General features: G+C 32.9%; 18 protein-coding genes. 8 read left to right on the forward strand and 10 right to left on the reverse strand.

Annotation, left to right across the window (positions count from 1 at the left end):
* Positions 1–48: 48 nt before the first annotated feature.
* The 6 genes from FG167_RS01480 to asnB form a co-directional block, all read right to left on the reverse strand.
* On the reverse strand, positions 49–669 hold the full coding sequence (locus FG167_RS01480) for a hypothetical protein (RefSeq protein ID WP_203459728.1): 621 nt from the start codon (positions 667–669) through the stop codon (positions 49–51).
* 105 nt (positions 670–774) lie between these two features.
* Positions 775–1,443 carry a hypothetical protein gene (locus FG167_RS01485; RefSeq protein ID WP_203459729.1) on the reverse strand — a complete coding sequence of 223 codons (669 nt, stop codon included), beginning with the start codon at positions 1,441–1,443 and terminating at the stop codon, positions 775–777.
* Positions 1,444–1,564: 121 nt separating this feature from the next.
* On the reverse strand, positions 1,565–2,491 hold the full coding sequence (gene mdh / locus FG167_RS01490) for a malate dehydrogenase (RefSeq protein WP_203459730.1): 927 nt from the start codon (positions 2,489–2,491) through the stop codon (positions 1,565–1,567).
* Between the two features lie 66 nt (positions 2,492–2,557).
* Entirely contained in the window at positions 2,558–3,439 is an 882-nt protein-coding gene (locus FG167_RS01495) for a tetratricopeptide repeat protein (RefSeq protein ID WP_239004427.1), read from the reverse strand.
* A 105-nt stretch (positions 3,440–3,544) separates the two neighbouring features.
* Complete coding sequence (gene gyrB, locus FG167_RS01500; protein ID WP_203459731.1) at positions 3,545–5,494, reverse strand: DNA topoisomerase (ATP-hydrolyzing) subunit B; 1,950 nt, start codon at positions 5,492–5,494, stop codon at positions 3,545–3,547.
* 306 nt (positions 5,495–5,800) lie between these two features.
* The gene (asnB, locus tag FG167_RS01505) at positions 5,801–7,474 is read right to left on the reverse strand and encodes an asparagine synthase B (protein ID WP_203459732.1); all 1,674 of its coding nucleotides are present in this window, start codon (positions 7,472–7,474) and stop codon (positions 5,801–5,803) included.
* Between the two features lie 232 nt (positions 7,475–7,706).
* On the opposite strand from asnB, the gene FG167_RS01510 reads away from it, so the two are divergent.
* On the forward strand, positions 7,707–8,252 hold the full coding sequence (locus tag FG167_RS01510) for a DUF2911 domain-containing protein (RefSeq protein ID WP_055442802.1): 546 nt from the start codon (positions 7,707–7,709) through the stop codon (positions 8,250–8,252).
* Positions 8,253–8,308: 56 nt separating this feature from the next.
* Here FG167_RS01510 and FG167_RS01515 read toward each other — a convergent pair whose 3' ends face one another.
* Positions 8,309–8,941, reverse strand: coding sequence for a 7-carboxy-7-deazaguanine synthase QueE (locus FG167_RS01515; RefSeq protein WP_203459733.1), 633 nt, complete (start codon positions 8,939–8,941; stop codon positions 8,309–8,311).
* 206 nt (positions 8,942–9,147) lie between these two features.
* Between FG167_RS01515 and FG167_RS01520 the strand changes: the two genes are divergently transcribed.
* The 7 genes from FG167_RS01520 to FG167_RS01550 all read left to right on the forward strand — a co-directional run bounded on the left by FG167_RS01520 (position 9,148) and on the right by FG167_RS01550 (position 14,786).
* Positions 9,148–10,674, forward strand: coding sequence for a helicase HerA-like domain-containing protein (locus FG167_RS01520; protein ID WP_203459734.1), 1,527 nt, complete (start codon positions 9,148–9,150; stop codon positions 10,672–10,674).
* Between the two features lie 107 nt (positions 10,675–10,781).
* Entirely contained in the window at positions 10,782–11,336 is a 555-nt protein-coding gene (locus FG167_RS01525; RefSeq protein ID WP_203459735.1) for a hypothetical protein, read from the forward strand.
* 12 nt (positions 11,337–11,348) lie between these two features.
* On the forward strand, positions 11,349–12,320 hold the full coding sequence (locus FG167_RS01530; protein ID WP_203459736.1) for a YitT family protein: 972 nt from the start codon (positions 11,349–11,351) through the stop codon (positions 12,318–12,320).
* Between the two features lie 51 nt (positions 12,321–12,371).
* Positions 12,372–12,737: a cupin domain-containing protein gene (locus tag FG167_RS01535; protein ID WP_203459737.1), complete on the forward strand. Its 366-nt coding sequence runs from the start codon at positions 12,372–12,374 to the stop codon at positions 12,735–12,737.
* A 1-nt stretch (position 12,738) separates the two neighbouring features.
* Positions 12,739–13,566, forward strand: a complete 828-nt coding sequence (locus FG167_RS01540; RefSeq protein ID WP_203459738.1) for an alpha/beta hydrolase — start codon at positions 12,739–12,741, stop codon at positions 13,564–13,566.
* A gap of 58 nt (positions 13,567–13,624) precedes the next feature.
* Positions 13,625–14,371 carry a pseudouridine synthase gene (locus tag FG167_RS01545; protein WP_203459739.1) on the forward strand — a complete coding sequence of 249 codons (747 nt, stop codon included), beginning with the start codon at positions 13,625–13,627 and terminating at the stop codon, positions 14,369–14,371.
* Positions 14,364–14,786 (forward strand): VOC family protein, encoded by a 423-nt coding sequence (locus FG167_RS01550; RefSeq protein WP_203459740.1) that lies wholly within the window; start codon positions 14,364–14,366, stop codon positions 14,784–14,786. The genes FG167_RS01545 and FG167_RS01550 overlap by 8 nt, the downstream gene beginning before the upstream one ends.
* Here FG167_RS01550 and FG167_RS01555 read toward each other — a convergent pair.
* The 3 genes from FG167_RS01555 to ffh all read right to left on the reverse strand — a co-directional run bounded on the left by FG167_RS01555 (position 14,755) and on the right by ffh (position 17,856).
* A complete protein-coding gene (locus tag FG167_RS01555; protein ID WP_203459741.1) occupies positions 14,755–15,495 on the reverse strand; it encodes a TIGR02206 family membrane protein in 741 nt (246 codons plus the stop codon). The genes FG167_RS01550 and FG167_RS01555 overlap by 32 nt on opposite strands.
* Positions 15,496–15,512: 17 nt before the next feature.
* On the reverse strand, positions 15,513–16,391 hold the full coding sequence (locus FG167_RS01560; protein WP_055442817.1) for a bifunctional 5,10-methylenetetrahydrofolate dehydrogenase/5,10-methenyltetrahydrofolate cyclohydrolase: 879 nt from the start codon (positions 16,389–16,391) through the stop codon (positions 15,513–15,515).
* Between the two features lie 136 nt (positions 16,392–16,527).
* Complete coding sequence (ffh, locus tag FG167_RS01565) at positions 16,528–17,856, reverse strand: signal recognition particle protein (protein ID WP_203459742.1); 1,329 nt, start codon at positions 17,854–17,856, stop codon at positions 16,528–16,530.
* Positions 17,857–18,006 lie beyond the last annotated feature (150 nt).

Below are 18,006 nucleotides of genomic sequence, written 5' to 3' on the forward strand. Positions count from 1 at the left end.
CGTTTATTCTTAGACACAAGTATGTGTTAAAAAATTAATTAGCTAGTTTTATGAAGTTTTGTTAGTATTTGGTCCTGCTCTAACTTCAGGTATTTGATACGAAGTATAATCTATTGCTATTGCAATATTTGTATTCACTTTATAGGCAACCTGTATACCTGCATGTATCTCATTTACTTCTACAACAGAAGCTGAAAAATATACATTTGGATTCGAATAACGATCGCTTTCTAATTTAGGTTCTATAGCAACTTTACCATCAAAGCCAGAGTTTGCATCCTTAGCATCTTGAATTTTAAAAACATCCAGATTATAATTAGCGGTATCTTTATTTGAAGGTACTTTTTCTCCTTTACTTTTGGAAGTGTAATCTATTGCTAGGTTTTTTTCGTTGGAAAGTATTTTCTTTACACGAACAACATCGGCATCACTATAATAGGTGATTTTTAGTTGGTTGTTTTTTATTTTATGAATTTGAATATTATCGACGCCTAAGTCAAACAATTGCTTTTTTACAATAGCAACCGTGTTTTCAATTTCATTGGAAGTGATAGAAGTATCTGAAAATTGCAATACAATTTTCTGATTTGGCAAAGCGGATTGCTCCTTACTAATATAACCTAGTAAGGTGAAGGCAATAACTAAAGTACAGATGTACCACTTTTTCATGCGCCAAATATAAGAAAATAAGATAGTATATCTATAAAAAAAGTCTGAGGTGTTTAATAAACATCTCAGACTTCTAAAATTAACCTTTAAAGTGTTGTAATTTAATTACATGCCTTGAATTTTATCTACTTTTTTGTAGCCTTCTAATGGTGTCATATTAAATTTAGCTACATCTACAATTTCTTCTTTAACCTCTGTAACTTCGTTAATCATAATAATATCCATTCCCATTTGGTTCATGGTCATTTTCATATACATAGGAAAGCCTTTAAACTCATCACTAAAAGTTGTTGTTTGTTGATTTACTGCATTAATTTTTTCTGTAGAAAAAATATCCATTGTCATTGTCACACCATCTTTACTCATAACAACATGATACACATTACAAACATAACCAAGAATGTTTTTTGTTTCATCTCCTTTAGTAATGGTCATTCCTTTTAAATCTTCTTCGCTAGGCTGCGTTATATCTTTTACCGCATATTGCTTTCCTCCAGCCATTGGGTTATTCATCATAACCAACATTTTTTTAGCTTCAGAATCAATAATATTGATAGCCTCACCGGTCATTGGGTTATTCACTTCTGTACGTGTTTTATTATCCTTGAAATAGGTTACAGAATTTATATCGCCAATCATCGCTAATTGTGCTTGCACTTCAGGACTCTCACTGGACATGGTCATTTTAGAAGCGATAACACCTTCTAATAATTGTTCTTGAGCTACAGCAGAAAAGCTGAAAGCTACTAATAATACAAATAGATATTTTTTCATTTTTCTCATTTTAAATTATTCCTTTTTACGTATTACAACTTACTAATTTAGTACAAGTTAAAAACAAAAAACCTCAATAACAATTGTTTTTGAGGTTTTTATTTTAATACGTATAATAGGATTATAACTCTAATAACCCGTTAGTTGCTTTTACACCTTCAGCAGATTCTGCTAATTTTGCTTTTTCAGCATCTGTTAAGCTAATTTCAACAATTTTCTCAATTCCGTTAGCACCTAAAACACAAGGAACACCAATAGATAAATCGCTTAACCCAAATTCTCCATCTAATAAAGCAGAACAAGGGAATATTTTTTTAGTATCGCAAGCAATTGCTTGTACCATTCCAGATACAGCAGCTCCTGGAGCATACCAAGCAGAAGTACCTAATAAACCGGTAAGTGTTGCACCACCAACTTTAGTATCTTGTACTACTTGATCCATACGTTCTTCCGATAAAAACTCAGAAACAACAACACTATTTCTTACTGCTTTGTTAATTAATGGCACCATACCTTTATCGCTATGACCACCAATTACCATTCCGTCAACATCGCTAATAGGTGCTCCTAAAGCTTCTGCTAATCTGTATTTAAAACGAGCAGAATCTAAAGCTCCTCCCATTCCAATAATTCTATTTTTTGGTAAACCTGTAGTTTTGTGAACTAAGTAAGTCATCGTATCCATTGGATTAGATACCACTATAATAATGGTATCTGGTGAGTACTTTATTAAACTAGAAGATACCATTTTTACAATTCCTGCGTTGATACCAATTAACTCTTCACGAGTCATTCCTGGTTTTCTAGGGATACCAGAAGTAATTACACAAACATCAGAACCTGCTGTTTTAGAATAATCATTCGTAATTCCTGTTATTTTTGTATCGAAACCATTTAAGGACGCTGTTTGCATTAAATCCATGGCTTTACCTTCAGCAAAACCTTCTTTAATGTCTAATAAAACGACTTCTGAAGCAAAGTCTTTAATCGCAATATATTCTGCACAACTTGCACCTACTGCTCCTGCTCCTGCTACTGTTACTTTCATTTTTTATATTTTTAATTTGTGTTGATTTATTATAAGTGTAAAATTAATGATTTCTAACGACTTTTACTATAATCCAAACCAGCTTTTACGCACTTGATATGGATAACGTTCATATATGGTATTGTCTTCGTACATAATATCATCGTTTATAAAATCTTCTTTGGCTTCCATAAACGTATTTTCTGCTTTTTCTATTTCTCCAATCCTTCCTAAGCATATTGCTTTATAATATTTTACATCAGCAAATCCTGGCTGCAGAAGTAATGCTTCATCAAATATTTTAATGGCTTCTTCAAAGTTATTTAATTCGAAATTAGCAATTCCTAAGTACATTAAATCGGTAAAATGAATCCATTCTTCACCGTCTTCTTTAACGGATTGCGCGATACTTTTTTCAAAAAAATCTTTTGCTTTTTCAAATGCATTTAATTGCAGATTGCATAATCCTAAATAAAAATAATAGGAATGGTCCATCACATAAGATTCCCCATTTAATTCTAAAGCCTTATTAAAATCGATAATAGCATCTTTGTAATTCTTAGAAAATATACATTTCATAAAAGCCATGTAATCTACCCATTTTTCAGGATCTAGAGCTGCTGCTTTTTCTAGAAAAGGCAATCCAAGTTCGTCTTTATCTTCTTTATACAAAGGCATTGCTCTTTGTTGATAGAGATATGCAATCTTTGGGTGTTTTGCTATAGCTGAATCTAAAACATTCCTTCTTTTTTCAGAATTTAAAGGATATCTGGCTGCTTTCTGAAGCACTAACTTGGCAATAGAATCTGTTTCAAAAGAAGTTAAACCAAGGTTCTTTTTTTGCTGATTATTTATTTCTGAATCCTTCAGATTTTTAGCGTTATTTTTTAGTTCTTCTTTACTTTCACAAGCAAACAAAAAGATACTAAAAACAATTAAAATCCTATATATTTTTCGGGAGTATATCATAGATACTAAATATAAAAAAAACCTGTAAAGAAATGAAACTTTACAGGTTTTAAAATGTTGTTGATACAAATACTTTGCAGGTTTTAAAAACCTACAAGAATACAATTATGCATCAATATTTGCATAGATAGCATTTTTCTCAATAAATGCTCTACGAGGCGGAACCTCATCTCCCATTAACATAGAGAATACACGATCTGCTTCTGCACCATTGTCTATATAAATTTGACGTAATGTTCTAAATTCTGGATTCATGGTAGTATCCCAAAGTTGCGATGCATTCATTTCCCCAAGACCTTTATAACGTTGAATTTTTGAAGATTCTCCGAAGTCTTCCATAATAGCGATACGTTCTTCATCACTCCAAGCATATTGTTTTTTCGCTCCTTTTTTAACTAAATATAAAGGTGGCGTTGCTATATAAATATGACCATTTTCAATCAACTCTTTCATATAACGGAAAAAGAAGGTTAAAATTAAAGTTTCAATGTGAGAACCATCTATATCGGCATCACACATGATTACTATTTTATGGTATCTTAATTTAGAAAGGTTCAATGCTTTACTATCTTCTTCTGTTCCAATAGTAACACCTAAAGCGGTAAAGATATTTTTAATCTCTTCGTTTTCAAACACTTTATGTGACATTGCTTTCTCCACGTTTAAAATCTTACCACGTAATGGTAAAATAGCTTGAAATGCTCTATCACGTCCTTGTTTTGCAGTACCACCTGCCGAATCTCCCTCGACTAAGTATACTTCACATTTTGCAGGATCTTGTTCAGAACAATCGGATAATTTCCCTGGTAAACCACCAATACTCATTACCGTTTTACGCTGTACCATTTCACGCGCTTTTTGTGCAGCGTGACGTGCTTGTGCAGCAAGTATTACTTTCTGAACGATAATTTTAGCATCGTCTGGATTTTCTTCTAAATAGTTGGTTAACATTTCAGAAACCGACTGGCTTACTGCTGCCGAAACTTCTCTGTTACCTAACTTTGTTTTGGTTTGCCCTTCAAATTGTGGCTCTTGAACTTTTACTGAAATAATAGCGGTTAGTCCTTCACGGAAATCATCACCAGCAATATCAAACTTTAACTTGTCTAACATTCCAGACTCGTCAGCATACTTTTTAAGTGTATGTGTTAAACCACGTCTAAAACCAGAAAGGTGTGTACCACCTTCATGCGTATTAATGTTATTTACATACGAGTGCAGGTTTTCTGCATAAGATGTATTATAAATCATTGCAACTTCTACAGGCACTCCATTTTTCTCTCCTTCAAAAGCAATAACATCTTTCATTAAAGGCTCTCTTGTTTCATCAAGAAACTTGATAAATTCTTTAAGACCTTCTTCACTATGAAACGTTTCTCCTTCAAAAGAACCATCTTCTTTCGTTGCTCTTTTATCTACTAAATGAATTGTAATCCCTTTATTTAAATACGCTAATTCACGCATTCTACTAGCAAGAGTATCATAATTATACTCTAAAGTTTGCTTAAATATTGTTGGGTCTGGTCTAAAAGTAACGGTTGTTCCTCTTTTATCTGTATCTCCAATTGCTTTAACAGGATATAACGCTTTTCCTTTTGAATATTCTTGCTCCCAAATTTTACCATTTCTAAAAACAGTAGCCGTTAAATGTTCGGATAATGCATTTACACAACTTACACCAACACCGTGAAGTCCACCAGATACTTTATACGAATCTTTATCAAACTTACCACCTGCTCCAATTTTGGTCATTACCACCTCAAGGGCAGAAACTCCTTCTTTCTTGTGTAAATCTACTGGAATACCACGACCATCATCTTCGGTAGTAATCGAGTTATCTTCGTTAATGGTAACTGTAATATTATCACAATGTCCAGCTAAAGCTTCATCAATCGAGTTATCTACAACTTCATATACTAAATGGTGTAAACCACGTACTCCAACGTCTCCAATATACATGGATGGACGCATACGTACGTGCTCCATTCCTTCTAATGCTTGAATGCTATCTGCCGAATAACCGTGTTCGTTAAATCCTTCTTTTTTTTCGCTCATATTTATATAATGTTTATGATCTATTTCTAATTATTTAACGCATAAAAAAAGACGCCTTTAAGCATCCTTTTGAATACAACCAAAGATACAAAAATAAGATGCATTTTAAAAGCTTTTTATCGATGGAACGCAATAATTATTAACATTTGTTGAAAACCACAAAAACGTCTTAAAACTCCTAAAAACCATCTTAAAATAGATTTATGTATTTTTATTTAAGAAGCAAAACTCTTAAAAACACAAAACCTCGCAGAAGCGAGGTTTTGAAGTTAATAATCTTTAATTATTTAATGAAAAATCGTCAAATTAAGAAGTTGCATAAGACTTGTCATGCACGTTTGCTATTGCACGACCAGAAGGCTCATTCATGTTTTTAAACGCCTCATCCCATTCTAAAGCAGTAGCAGTACTACAAGCTACACTTGCTTCTTGCGGCACACTTAAAGCAGCTGCATCACTTGGAAAATGTTCTTCAAAGATAGAACGGTAATAAAACTCTTCTTTGTTTTGTGGTGTTTGTATTGGAAATCTAAATTTAGCATTTGCCATTTGTTCATCCGTAACCGCTTCATCTACCACTTCTTTAAGGGTATCAATCCAACTATAACCAACACCATCACTAAATTGTTCTTTTTGTCTCCAAGCTACGCTTTCTGGTAACATGTCTTCAAATGCCTTACGAATCACCCATTTTTCCATGCGTTCTCCGTTAATCATTTTATCTTGAGGATTGATACGCATAGCAACATCCATAAATTCTTTATCTAAAAATGGCACACGACCTTCAATTCCCCAAGCAGCTAAACTTTTGTTCGCTCTTAAACAATCGTACATGTGTAATTTATCTAATTTACGTACAGTTTCTTCATGAAACTCTTGTGCATTTGGTGCTTTATGAAAGTATAAATAGCCTCCAAAAAGCTCATCTGCTCCTTCACCAGATAATACCATTTTAATTCCCATAGACTTAATAACTCTTGCCATTAAATACATTGGTGTCGAAGAACGAATGGTTGTGATATCATAGGTTTCAATGTTATAAATTACATCTTTAATAGCATCTAAACCTTCTTGAATGGTAAATTTAATTTCGTGATGTACTGTTCCAATATGATCTGCAACTTTTTGTGCTGCAGCTAAATCTGGAGAACCTTCTAATCCTACAGCAAAGGAATGGGTTTGTGGATACCAAGCATCAGACGTATCATCACTCTCCACACGTTTTTGCGCATATTTTTTTGCAATTGCAGAAACTACCGAAGAATCTAAACCTCCAGATAATAATACACCATAAGGCACATCACTCATTAATTGTCTGTGTACTGCCGCTTCTAAAGCTTCTTTAATTTCAGCAATACTTGTTTCGTTTTCTTTTACTGCATCGTATTCACTCCAATCTCTATTGTACCATTTTACAAATTCGCCATCTTTACTAGACATATAATGTCCTGGAGGAAATAATTCTATTTTTGTACAAATACCTTCTAGTGCTTTTAATTCGGAAGCCACATAAAAAGTTCCGTTTTGATCCCAACCAATATATAAAGGAATAATCCCCATGTGATCACGAGCGATAAAGTATTCGTCTTTTTCCACGTCATAAATTGCAAATCCGAAGATACCATTCATCTCATCTACAAAGTCCACACCTTTTTCTTGGTATAATGCTAAAATAACTTCGCAGTCACTTTCGGTTTGAAAATCATACTTTCCTTCAAATTGCTTACGTAATTCTCTGTGGTTATATATTTCGCCATTTGCTGCTAAAACCAGTTTATTATCTGGACTAAACAAAGGTTGTTTTCCAGAAGCTGGATCTACAATTGCTAAACGCTCATGTGCCAAAATGGCTTTATCGTCACTATAAATCCCAGACCAATCTGGTCCACGATGACGAATTGTTTTAGACATTTCTAAAACCTGAGGTCTTAAATCTTCACTCTTTTGTTTAAGGTCGAAAGCACATACAATTCCACACATAACTTATATATTTTTAATTTTTTATTCTTTGTTGTTATCATTACTGAAGCAAATATGCGATTGTTGTTTCATATTAAAAACATAAAACGCTAAAACACTTACATATTATAACAATAAAATGAATTTTTATAATTAAATGAAATCAACTCAAAGAAAAAACAATACTATTTATCATAATTTGTAAATTTAAACATCTTGTTACGACTACTAAGAAAACTTAAAATAATTAATCATGAAAAAAACACCATTTATTACCACCTTAGCATTTACACTAATTATGCTAGTAAGCTTTAATTTAAGCGCGCAAGATTTCGCCGAATTAAACAAGAGCCCAATGGATGCAGCAGCATTCCCTACAGATTATAAAAACCCGGACAAATTAATAAAAGTAGTTTATAGTAGACCACAATTAAAAGAAAGAAGCTTAGACAAGCTTGCTCCAAATGGTAAGGTTTGGCGTACTGGTGCAAATGAAGCTACCGAAATCACGTTATACACAGATATGAAATTAGGAAGTACTTTAGTTAAAGCTGGAACATATTCTTTAGCAACTATTCCAGGAGAAAAAGAATGGACTATCATTTTAAATAAAGATTTAAACACTTGGGGAAGTTATTTTTATAATGAAGCTAACGACGTAGCAAGAATTACGGTTCCTGTTGGATCAAGTAAAAAATCTATTGAAGCTTTTTCTATCGCTTTTAAAGAAAGTGATAAAGGAGTAGATATGTTTTTAGGTTGGGATACCACAGTAGTAGCGGTACCGTTCACGAAATAAGAAACACATATTATAGTATACAAAAAAGCCTTAGAATTATTCTAAGGCTTTTTTTATTAAGGTATATTTAAGTACTTATGTGTTTGTAAAGACACTTTCCATTGGGGATTAGCCATTACATAATCTACAATTTGCGGAACCACTTTATCACTTTTACTCCATTCTGGTTGTAAATATAAAATGCAATCTTTATTTACTTTTGCTGCTTGTTCTTCAGCAAACTTAAAATCATCTTTATTGTAAATAATACATTTTAACTCGTGCGCTTGTGCATATACTTCTTCGGTTGGTAGTTTATTCTTTTTTGGTGAAAGGCAAATCCAATCCCAAACTCCAGTTAACTTATACGCTCCAGAAGTTTCTATATGTACTTGTAATCCTCTTTCTTTTAAGGCATTGGTTAACGGATCCATATTCCACATTAAAGGCTCTCCTCCAGTAACTACAATTGTTTTACTGTGTTTTGCAGCATTATCAGCTATTTGCACTGTTTCCGTTGCAGGATGTAATTCTGGTAACCAGCTTTCTTTAACGTCACACCAATGGCATCCAACATCACAACCACCAATTCGTACAAAATACGCAGCTGTTCCTTTATGAAAACCCTCTCCTTGAATAGTATAAAACTCTTCCATTAAAGGTAATAATAACCCTTTATCTAGCAACTCTTGTCTTTCACTTCTTGTCATAGCTTGCAAAGATAGTTATTTAAGTATTTAAAGTTTAATCGTGCCCATAATATTTAAAGTTAAAAGCTTCGGATTTCATTTTCAATATAAAAAGACAAGGTACTTATAACTTAAGGCATTTGGATCTTTTAGTTGAAAAGTTGATTGATTTTTTAAAAGGTTTTACATTAAAGATTACTATTTTTATGCAAATTTTGAAGAATACTATGAGCAGACAGGATGATTTTTTTAAACATATAGAAGAAGGGAACAAAACCAAAGGAGATTTTATCACTTTAGGTTCGGCAATGTTAGACGGAAAAACTATTAAAGATGCCTTTGTAAAGATACCTTTAAAAACCATGAACAGACATGGTTTAATTGCTGGTGCGACAGGAACAGGTAAAACCAAAACATTACAGGTTTTAGCCGAAAACTTAAGCGAAAAAGGAATTCCTGTTTTACTTATGGATATTAAAGGGGATTTAAGTGGTTTAGCACAACCAAGTCCTGGACATGCTAAAATAGACGAACGTCATGCAAAAATAGGCTTACCATTTGAAGCCAAGGGATTTCCTGTAGAAATCATGTCATTATCGGAACAAGAAGGTGTTCGTTTACGAGCTACTGTTAGTGAATTTGGGCCTGTTCTACTATCTAGAATTTTAGACCTAACAGATACACAATCTGGTGTAGTTGCTGTTATTTTTAAATATTGTGATGATAACAAATTACCTTTATTAGACTTAAAAGATTTTAAAAAAATATTACAATACGCTACCAAAGAAGGAAAGGAAGAATTCTCGGATGCTTATGGTCGAATTTCTTCTGCATCAACAGGAGCCATTTTACGTAAAGTGGTAGAAATAGAGCAACAAGGTGGAGAGCTTTTCTTTGGTGAAAAAAGTTTTGATGTGGAAGATTTAGTCCGTACCACAAGAGACGGAAAAGGCTATATCAATATTATTAGATTAACAGATATTCAAGATAAGCCTAAATTATTCTCTACATTTATGTTAAGTTTATTAGCGGAAATTTATGAAACTTTTCCAGAACAAGGAGATGCTGACAAGCCAGAACTAATTATGTTTATTGACGAAGCGCATCTTATCTTTAATGAAGCTTCTAAAGCCTTATTGAATCAAATTGAAAGCATCGTAAAATTAATACGTAGTAAAGGAATTGGTTTATACTTTGTAACCCAAAATCCAACCGATGTTCCAGAAGGTGTATTAAGTCAGTTAGGTTTAAAAATACAACATGCTTTGCGTGCTTTTACAGCAAAAGACAGGAAAGCAATCAAACTTGCAGCGCAAAACTATCCAGATACCGAATATTATGATACCGCTGAAATTTTAACTTCTTTAGGAATTGGAGAAGCTTTAGTTTCTGCTTTAGACGAAAAAGGAAGACCAACTCCGCTTGCTGCAACTATGATGCGAGCACCAATGAGTAGAATGGATGTACTAACAGAAACAGAACTAAACAATCTATTAGACGACTCTAAATTGGTTATGAAATATAACGAAACCATTGATAGAGAATCTGCCTATGAAATGTTGCATAAAAAAATTGAAAAAGCCGAAGCTTTACAAATTAAAGAAGACGCTAGAGAAGCCAAAGAAAAAGAACAAAAAAAAGCGACACGTTCTAGCTCTAGTAGAAGCAGTACAAGAATGAATCCGATTGTAAAAGTACTTACAAGCGCAACTTTTATACGTTCTGTTTTCGGAATTCTAAAAAAAGTATTGTAGCTTTTCGCTAAAGTTTCAGATAAAATAAAACACAAAACAACAACCCATATCTTTTCCGTTTTCACGGAAATTAAAAAATAAGATTTCCGCTTTCTCGGAAAATAAATATGAAAAACACCATTTTTACACTTTGCCTATTAAGTATCGTTTTTACTTCATGCAAAAAAGAAGTGAACCCATTTTTAATCTCTAAAACCAATATCGGACTTTTAACAGACTCGACACAAGTAAAAGATATGGAAGCTATTTATGCTAATGATTCTGTTGTAAAACGAATTGATGGAGATGAATTTACAGGAAGCATCAATGACATAAAAATCTATGACAAAACAGGAAAGCAATTATTAATACTTTCGCCTAACCAAGCTTTAGATTCTACTGCTACTATTACTACCATTCAAGTAGTAGACCCAAGATATAAAACAGCAAAAGGATTAAATACCACTAGTACATTTGGGGATATTAAAAACCATTATACTATTTCTAGTATTCAAAACACATTAAGAAACGTAGTGGTTTTTGTAGATGATATAAATGGGTTTTTCACCATTGACAAAATGGAACTACCTTCTGAATTACGAATGGATGTAAACAAGAAAATTGAAGCAATACAGATTCCTGACACCGCAAAAATTAAACATTTCATGATAGGCTGGAATTAACATTAAAGCGTTATGAATCCATTATTTGGTAAACTATTAGTAGATATAGCTAAGCAAAGGCTTAAAGCGAAACACGCCCCTATTCCATATACCGAAAAAGAAATAACTCCAGTAATTGACAATATTAAAGTAGAGTTTTCACACGCTATAAAAGAATACCTATTTATTATAATTGGTGTTTTCTCTGCTGGATTTGGCTTAAAAGGTTTTCTATTACCAAATCATTTTATAGATGGTGGCGCAACAGGTATTTCTTTACTCCTTCAAAATATAACCTCGTTATCTCTTGGTGTTTTATTGCTATTAGTGAATCTCCCTTTCCTTATACTAGCAACCCAAACAATAGGTAAAAAATTCGCCATTAAAAGTGTCATTGCCATTGCCTTTTTAGCCTTAGTAGTGCACTTTGTAAATTACCCAACAATCACAGAAGACAAACTACTAATAGCCGTGTTTGGTGGATTCTTTTTAGGTTTAGGAATTGGTTTAGCCATGCGTGGCGGCAGTGTTATAGATGGCACAGAAGTTTTAGCCATATACTTGAGTAGAAAAATGTCGATCACCGTTGGAGATGTCTTATTACTTATAAATATTGTTATTTTTTCTTTTGGCGCTTATGTATTATCCATTGAAACAGCACTTTATGCGATACTAACGTATTTGTCGGCAGCTAAAACCGTAGATTTTGTAGTAGATGGCGTTGAAGAGTATCTAGGTATCACTATTATTTCTGAAAAACACGAGGAAATTAGAATCATGGTTACCGAAAAATTACGCAGAGCTTGCACAATATATGCAGGAAAAGGTGGTTTTGGTGTAAACGGAAAAAATTACGACAAAGACATTATTTACACAGTAATGACTAGGTTAGAACTTGCAAAACTATATACTGAAATTGACAAAATAGACAAAAAAGCCTTTGTCACTATTGGTATAGTAAAAGATTTAAAAGGAGGAATGATTAAACGTAAGCCTTTAAAATAAAACCAATTCTGTAAAAATTACGTATATACAATTAAAAGACTTTTTTACATTATGAAAAAGAAATACACCCTACAAGATTCTCCATTTGTTGTTCCTACAACAGACGGAAAAGTAATAGAAGAACACTTTGGTTTAGCGACCAACAAGGACTCTCAAATAAGCATAGCTCGTATGATTGCTCCTGCTGGCTGGAGTGAACCTTTTCAAACCCCAGAGTTTGACGAGTATACCTATATAATTAAAGGCAAAAAACAATTTATTATTGAAGATGAAGTTGTAATTTTGGAAGCTGGACAATCTATTAAAATAAATAAGAATACGCGTGTGCAGTATTCTAATCCATTTACAATTGCTTGCGAATATATAGCTATTTGCTTTCCTGCATTTTCTATGGATTTAGTAAACAGAGAAGATTAACATGAATTTTTTATCAAAAACAATAGGATTTTTTATTAACTTAATAAGTTATATTTCACCAAAACTAGCTGGGAAATTAGCACTTTCTTTATTCTCAACGCCTTTTAGAGGAAAGAAATTTAATGAAAAAGAATCCGACTTTTTAGACACTGCGTTTAAAGAAGAATTACAACACGAAGACTTAAATATCATGACCTATAGATGGCTTGGTAAAAACAAAACCATATTACTTGCACATGGTTGGGAAAGCAATGCTACAAGATGGCAACCTTTAGTTGAAAGTTTAAAAACTCAAAACTATAACATTATTGCACTAGATGCTCCAGCACATGGCCGTTCTGGAAGTAAAAAATTCAACGCTATTCTATATTCCGAATTTATAAATATCGTTTCTAAAAAATTTAATCCAGATATCATTATTGGACATTCTGTTGGTGGTATGGCAACTGTATTTTATCAGCATAAATACCAAAATACAGAACTAGAAAAACTAGTTTTATTAGGAGCTCCTTCCAACTTTACAGGTGTTTTTAATCGTTATGTAGAAATGATGGGATACAATAAAAAAGTTGACAAACAAATGAATGAAATCGTTCTAGAAAAATACGGTCACTTACCGGCTTATTTTTCTGCCGCAGATTTCACTAAAAATATTGATACCTCAGCACTTTTAATACATGATGAACGCGATAGAATTATCCCGTATCAAGACGCTAAGAGTTTTGAACAAAATTATGCAAATGCACAATTAATAACTACGCAAGGTTTCGGACATTCATTAAACAATGAAACCATAATAGAGTATATTAATAAGTACATTACAAATTAAGCTAGAGTCTAGTATTTTAAATTTCACTTAGTGATTAAACTTATAGTATCTTTACCAAATGGAAGAGAATCTTAAACGTATAAATAAATATTTAAGCGAAGTTGGTTATTGCTCACGTAGAGAAGCAGACAGACTTATTGAAGCTGGAAGAGTAACTATTAATGGTGTTGTACCAGAAATGGGAACTAAAATAGCTCCAGATGACGAAGTGCAGGTAGACGGAAAAGCCATTGTAAACACCAAAGATTCTTTTACATATTTAGCATTTAATAAACCTGTTGGTATTGTTTGTACTACAGATACTAGAGTAGAAAAAGACAATATTATAGATTTTATAAAGTTCCCAAAACGTATATTCCCAATTGGTAGATTAGATAAACCAAGTGAAGGTTTAATCTTTCTTACAGATGATGGAGATATTGTAAATAAAATACTTCGCGCAAGCAATAATCACGATAAAGAATACATTGTAACGGTAGACAAAGCTATTTCACAAACATTTATTGAAAGAATGTCTAATGGTATTTACTTAGAAGAATTAGACAGAACTACTAAATCTTGTATTGTTGAAAAACTAGGAACTTACAAGTTTAAAATTATTTTAACACAAGGATTAAATAGACAAATCCGTAGAATGTGTGAATATCTAAACTACGAAGTAAATAGTTTAAAACGTGTTCGTATTATGAATATCGAACTAGATGTTCCTGTTGGCGAGTACAGAGAATTTACAACGGAAGAATTAGAAGATCTAAATGCCCTTTTAGAAAGTTCTACGAAAACCTATCTAGAAAACAATGGCTAAACTTTCTCCTTTTCACATTGCAATTCCGGTGCACAACTTAGAAGCGTGCAGAACATTTTACAAAGATGTTTTAAATTGCGAAGAAGGCAGAAGTAGCGATCATTGGGTAGATTTTAATTTCTTTGGTCACCAATTGGTTATCCATTACAAAGCACAATCTACTGAAAAAGCACCAACCAATGCTGTAGACGGAAAAGCAGTTCCTATACCGCATTATGGCGTGGTTTTAGATTGGGATGTTTTTCACGCTTTCGCGGAAGACTTAAAACAAAAAAACATACATTTTATTATTGAACCATATATTCGTTTTGAAGGCTTAGTAGGCGAACAAGCCACTATGTTTTTTAATGATCCTTCTGGTAATGCTTTAGAGTTTAAAGCTTTTAAAGATATAAATCAGCTGTTTGCGAAGTAATCTTCTTTCTTGTTAAATAAAAAGGCAAGTAAATAAGCAGAAACAAAGGAATTAAAGCAACCTCAACAACTATAATATAATAAGGCCAATCTGGCAAGTAATCTAAAACCGAAGCTGATTCTGGTTTTCTATTTAAATACGAATAATTAGATCCTAAAAACGCATTTATACCAAACGAAGCGATTAAATAGCCTTGTATTGCCACAAGTGATTTAAAAACACTTTTTAGTTTTGGACGCATTCTTAAAACAAAAGTGGCGTAAAAAATAATGGTTAGTAAGCCCAAGTGCGCAATCCAATATCTAAAAAAGTCGAAACTAGGATAACCTACTGCAATATCTGGAGTAATCACTCCTTGCGAGGTTCCTGCGATAATCCAAAACAATAGGATCTCATACATCCAGTATTTCCTATAGTATGTAAAAACAGGAATAATCAAAGCTAAAAAACTACATAAATACAAAGGTAAATCAACCGAAACAGAATAACCACCTTGGCTAATTTTATAGCTATGAAAAACAATAATAGTTAGAGAAACAAAAATACCTAAAGTTTGAAATAGGGCTTCTTTTTGCTTTTGATTCCATCTTTTAGCGTAACGAAATAAAACCACACAAAACAAAACAACAAGTACTATTGGTAGCACATGTTGTACACTACCAATAGTTACTCGCTGTATATTTATTAATAAAATAAGCAGAAAATTCATACTGCAATATAAGCAGTTTATTGCATATGTCTTTCTCTTGCTAAAAGTGTATTTTTAAGCAACATGGCAATTGTCATTGGTCCTACTCCACCTGGAACTGGTGTGATATAACTCGCTTTTTTACTTACGTTTTCAAAATCAACATCTCCTGTTATTACATAACCTTTGGCTGCAGTTTCATCTGGAACACGAGTAATACCAACATCAATAATAACAACATCATCTTTCACCATTTCTGCTTTTAAGAAATTTGGCACTCCTAATGCAGAAATAATAATATCTGCCTGACTTGTAATTTGTGTAATATTTTTAGTGTGACTATGTGTAAGGGTTACTGTAGAGTTTCCAGGAAAACCTTTTCTTCCCATTAAAATACTCATTGGTCTACCAACAATATGCGAACGACCAATTACAACAGTGTGTTTTCCTTTGGTTTCTACACCATAACGATCCATAAGTTCTAGAATACCAAAAGGAGTAGCAGGAATAAAAGTAGACATATCTAATGCCATTTTACCAAAATTCATTGGGTGAAAACCATCCACATCTTTATCTGGATTAACAGCCATTAATACTTTTTGCGTATTAATTTGTGGCGGTAGTGGTAATTGAATAATAAAACCATCCACATCACTATTGGTGTTTAATTCTTCAATTTTGTCTAATAATTCTACTTCGCTTGTAGTATTAGACATTCTTACCATTGTAGACTCAAAACCAACACGTTCGCAAGCACGAACTTTACTAGCAACATAGGTTAAACTTGCGCCATCATTACCAACTATAATTGCAGCTAAATGTGGCACCTTTTCGCCTTTAGCAACCATTTTTTTTACCTGATCGGTAATTTCGTCTTTAATGTCGTTACTTACTTTTTTTCCATCTAAGATTGTCATGTTGTTGTTTTAAATCTATCAGGTCGAACGCAGTCGATACCTAGTTTAATATCAAATTAGAAATGAGACCTCTCGACTGCGCTCGAGGTGACACATTTTATATCCAGGGTATATTTCAAACAAAAAAAACATGAAATTACTTCATGTTTTTCATTGCATTCATCATTCGTTTTCCGCCACCACCTTGCATCATCTTCATCATTTTCGACATTTGGTTGAATTGTTTTAATAGCTGATTTACTTCTTGAACCGAAGTACCAGATCCTTTACCAATTCTTTTTTTACGGCTTGCGTCTATAATAGAAGGGTTTGTTCTTTCTTTTACTGTCATAGAATGTATAATCGCCTCAATACCTTTAAAAGCATCATCATCAATATCTACATCTTTCATCATTTTTCCAGCTCCAGGAATCATTCCAATAAGGTCTTTCATGTTCCCCATTTTCTTGATTTGCTGAATTTGCTTTAAGAAATCATCAAAACCAAATTGATTTTTAGCAATTTTCTTTTGTAATTTTCTAGCTTCATCTTCATCAAACTGCTCTTGTGCTCTTTCTACAAGAGATACAACATCTCCCATTCCAAGAATACGATCTGCCATACGAGAAGGATAGAAAACATCAATTGCTTCCATTTTCTCCCCTGTACCAATAAACTTAATTGGTTTGTTTACTACAGATTTAATAGAGATTGCTGCTCCACCACGTGTATCCCCATCTAATTTGGTAAGAATAACACCATCAAAATTTAAAATATCATTGAAGGCTTTTGCTGTATTTACAGCATCTTGACCTGTCATAGAATCTACAACAAACAAAGTTTCTTGTGGTTGAATAGCTTTATGGATGTTAGATATTTCGGCCATCATGGCTTCATCTACAGCCAAACGACCAGCAGTATCAATAATTACTACATTATGTCCGTTTGCTTTTGCATGTGCAATACCTGCTTGTGCAATAGCTACAGGATCTGTATTTCCTCTATCGCTATAAACATCTACTTTGATTTGATCTCCTACCACATGTAATTGATCTACAGCTGCAGGACGATATACATCACAAGCTACCAATAAAGGTTTCTTTGTTTTTTTGGTTTTAAGATAGTTCGCAAGTTTTCCAGAAAAGGTTGTTTTACCAGAACCTTGTAATCCAGACATTAAAATAATACTTGGCGTTCCTGTTAAATTAAGACCTTCTACATCTCCTCCCATTAACTGGGTAAGTTCGTCTTTAACAATCTTCACCATTAATTGTCCTGGCTGTAAGCTTGTTAATACGTTTTGTCCAAGTGCTTTTTCTTTTACTTTATTCGTAAAATCTTTAGCAATTTTAAAGTTAACATCGGCATCTAATAACGCTCTACGTACTTCTTTTAGAGTTTCGGCAACATTAACTTCTGTAATGCTTCCATGCCCTTTTAGTACATGTAACGCTTTATCTAACTTTTCACTTAAATTATTAAACATATTTTTTTTATTTCAATAGTTGCAAAAGTAAAGAAATATTTTGTTTTTCTTTAATGGAAAAGCTTGTTTAATTGGAATTAAAGCATATTTACCACATCCTTGAAAAACAACTGTCTCTATTTTAGTTTTCACAATTAAAAATAAAAAAAA

The organism is Lacinutrix sp. WUR7, assembly GCF_016864015.1.
GTDB lineage: Bacteria > Bacteroidota > Bacteroidia > Flavobacteriales > Flavobacteriaceae > Oceanihabitans.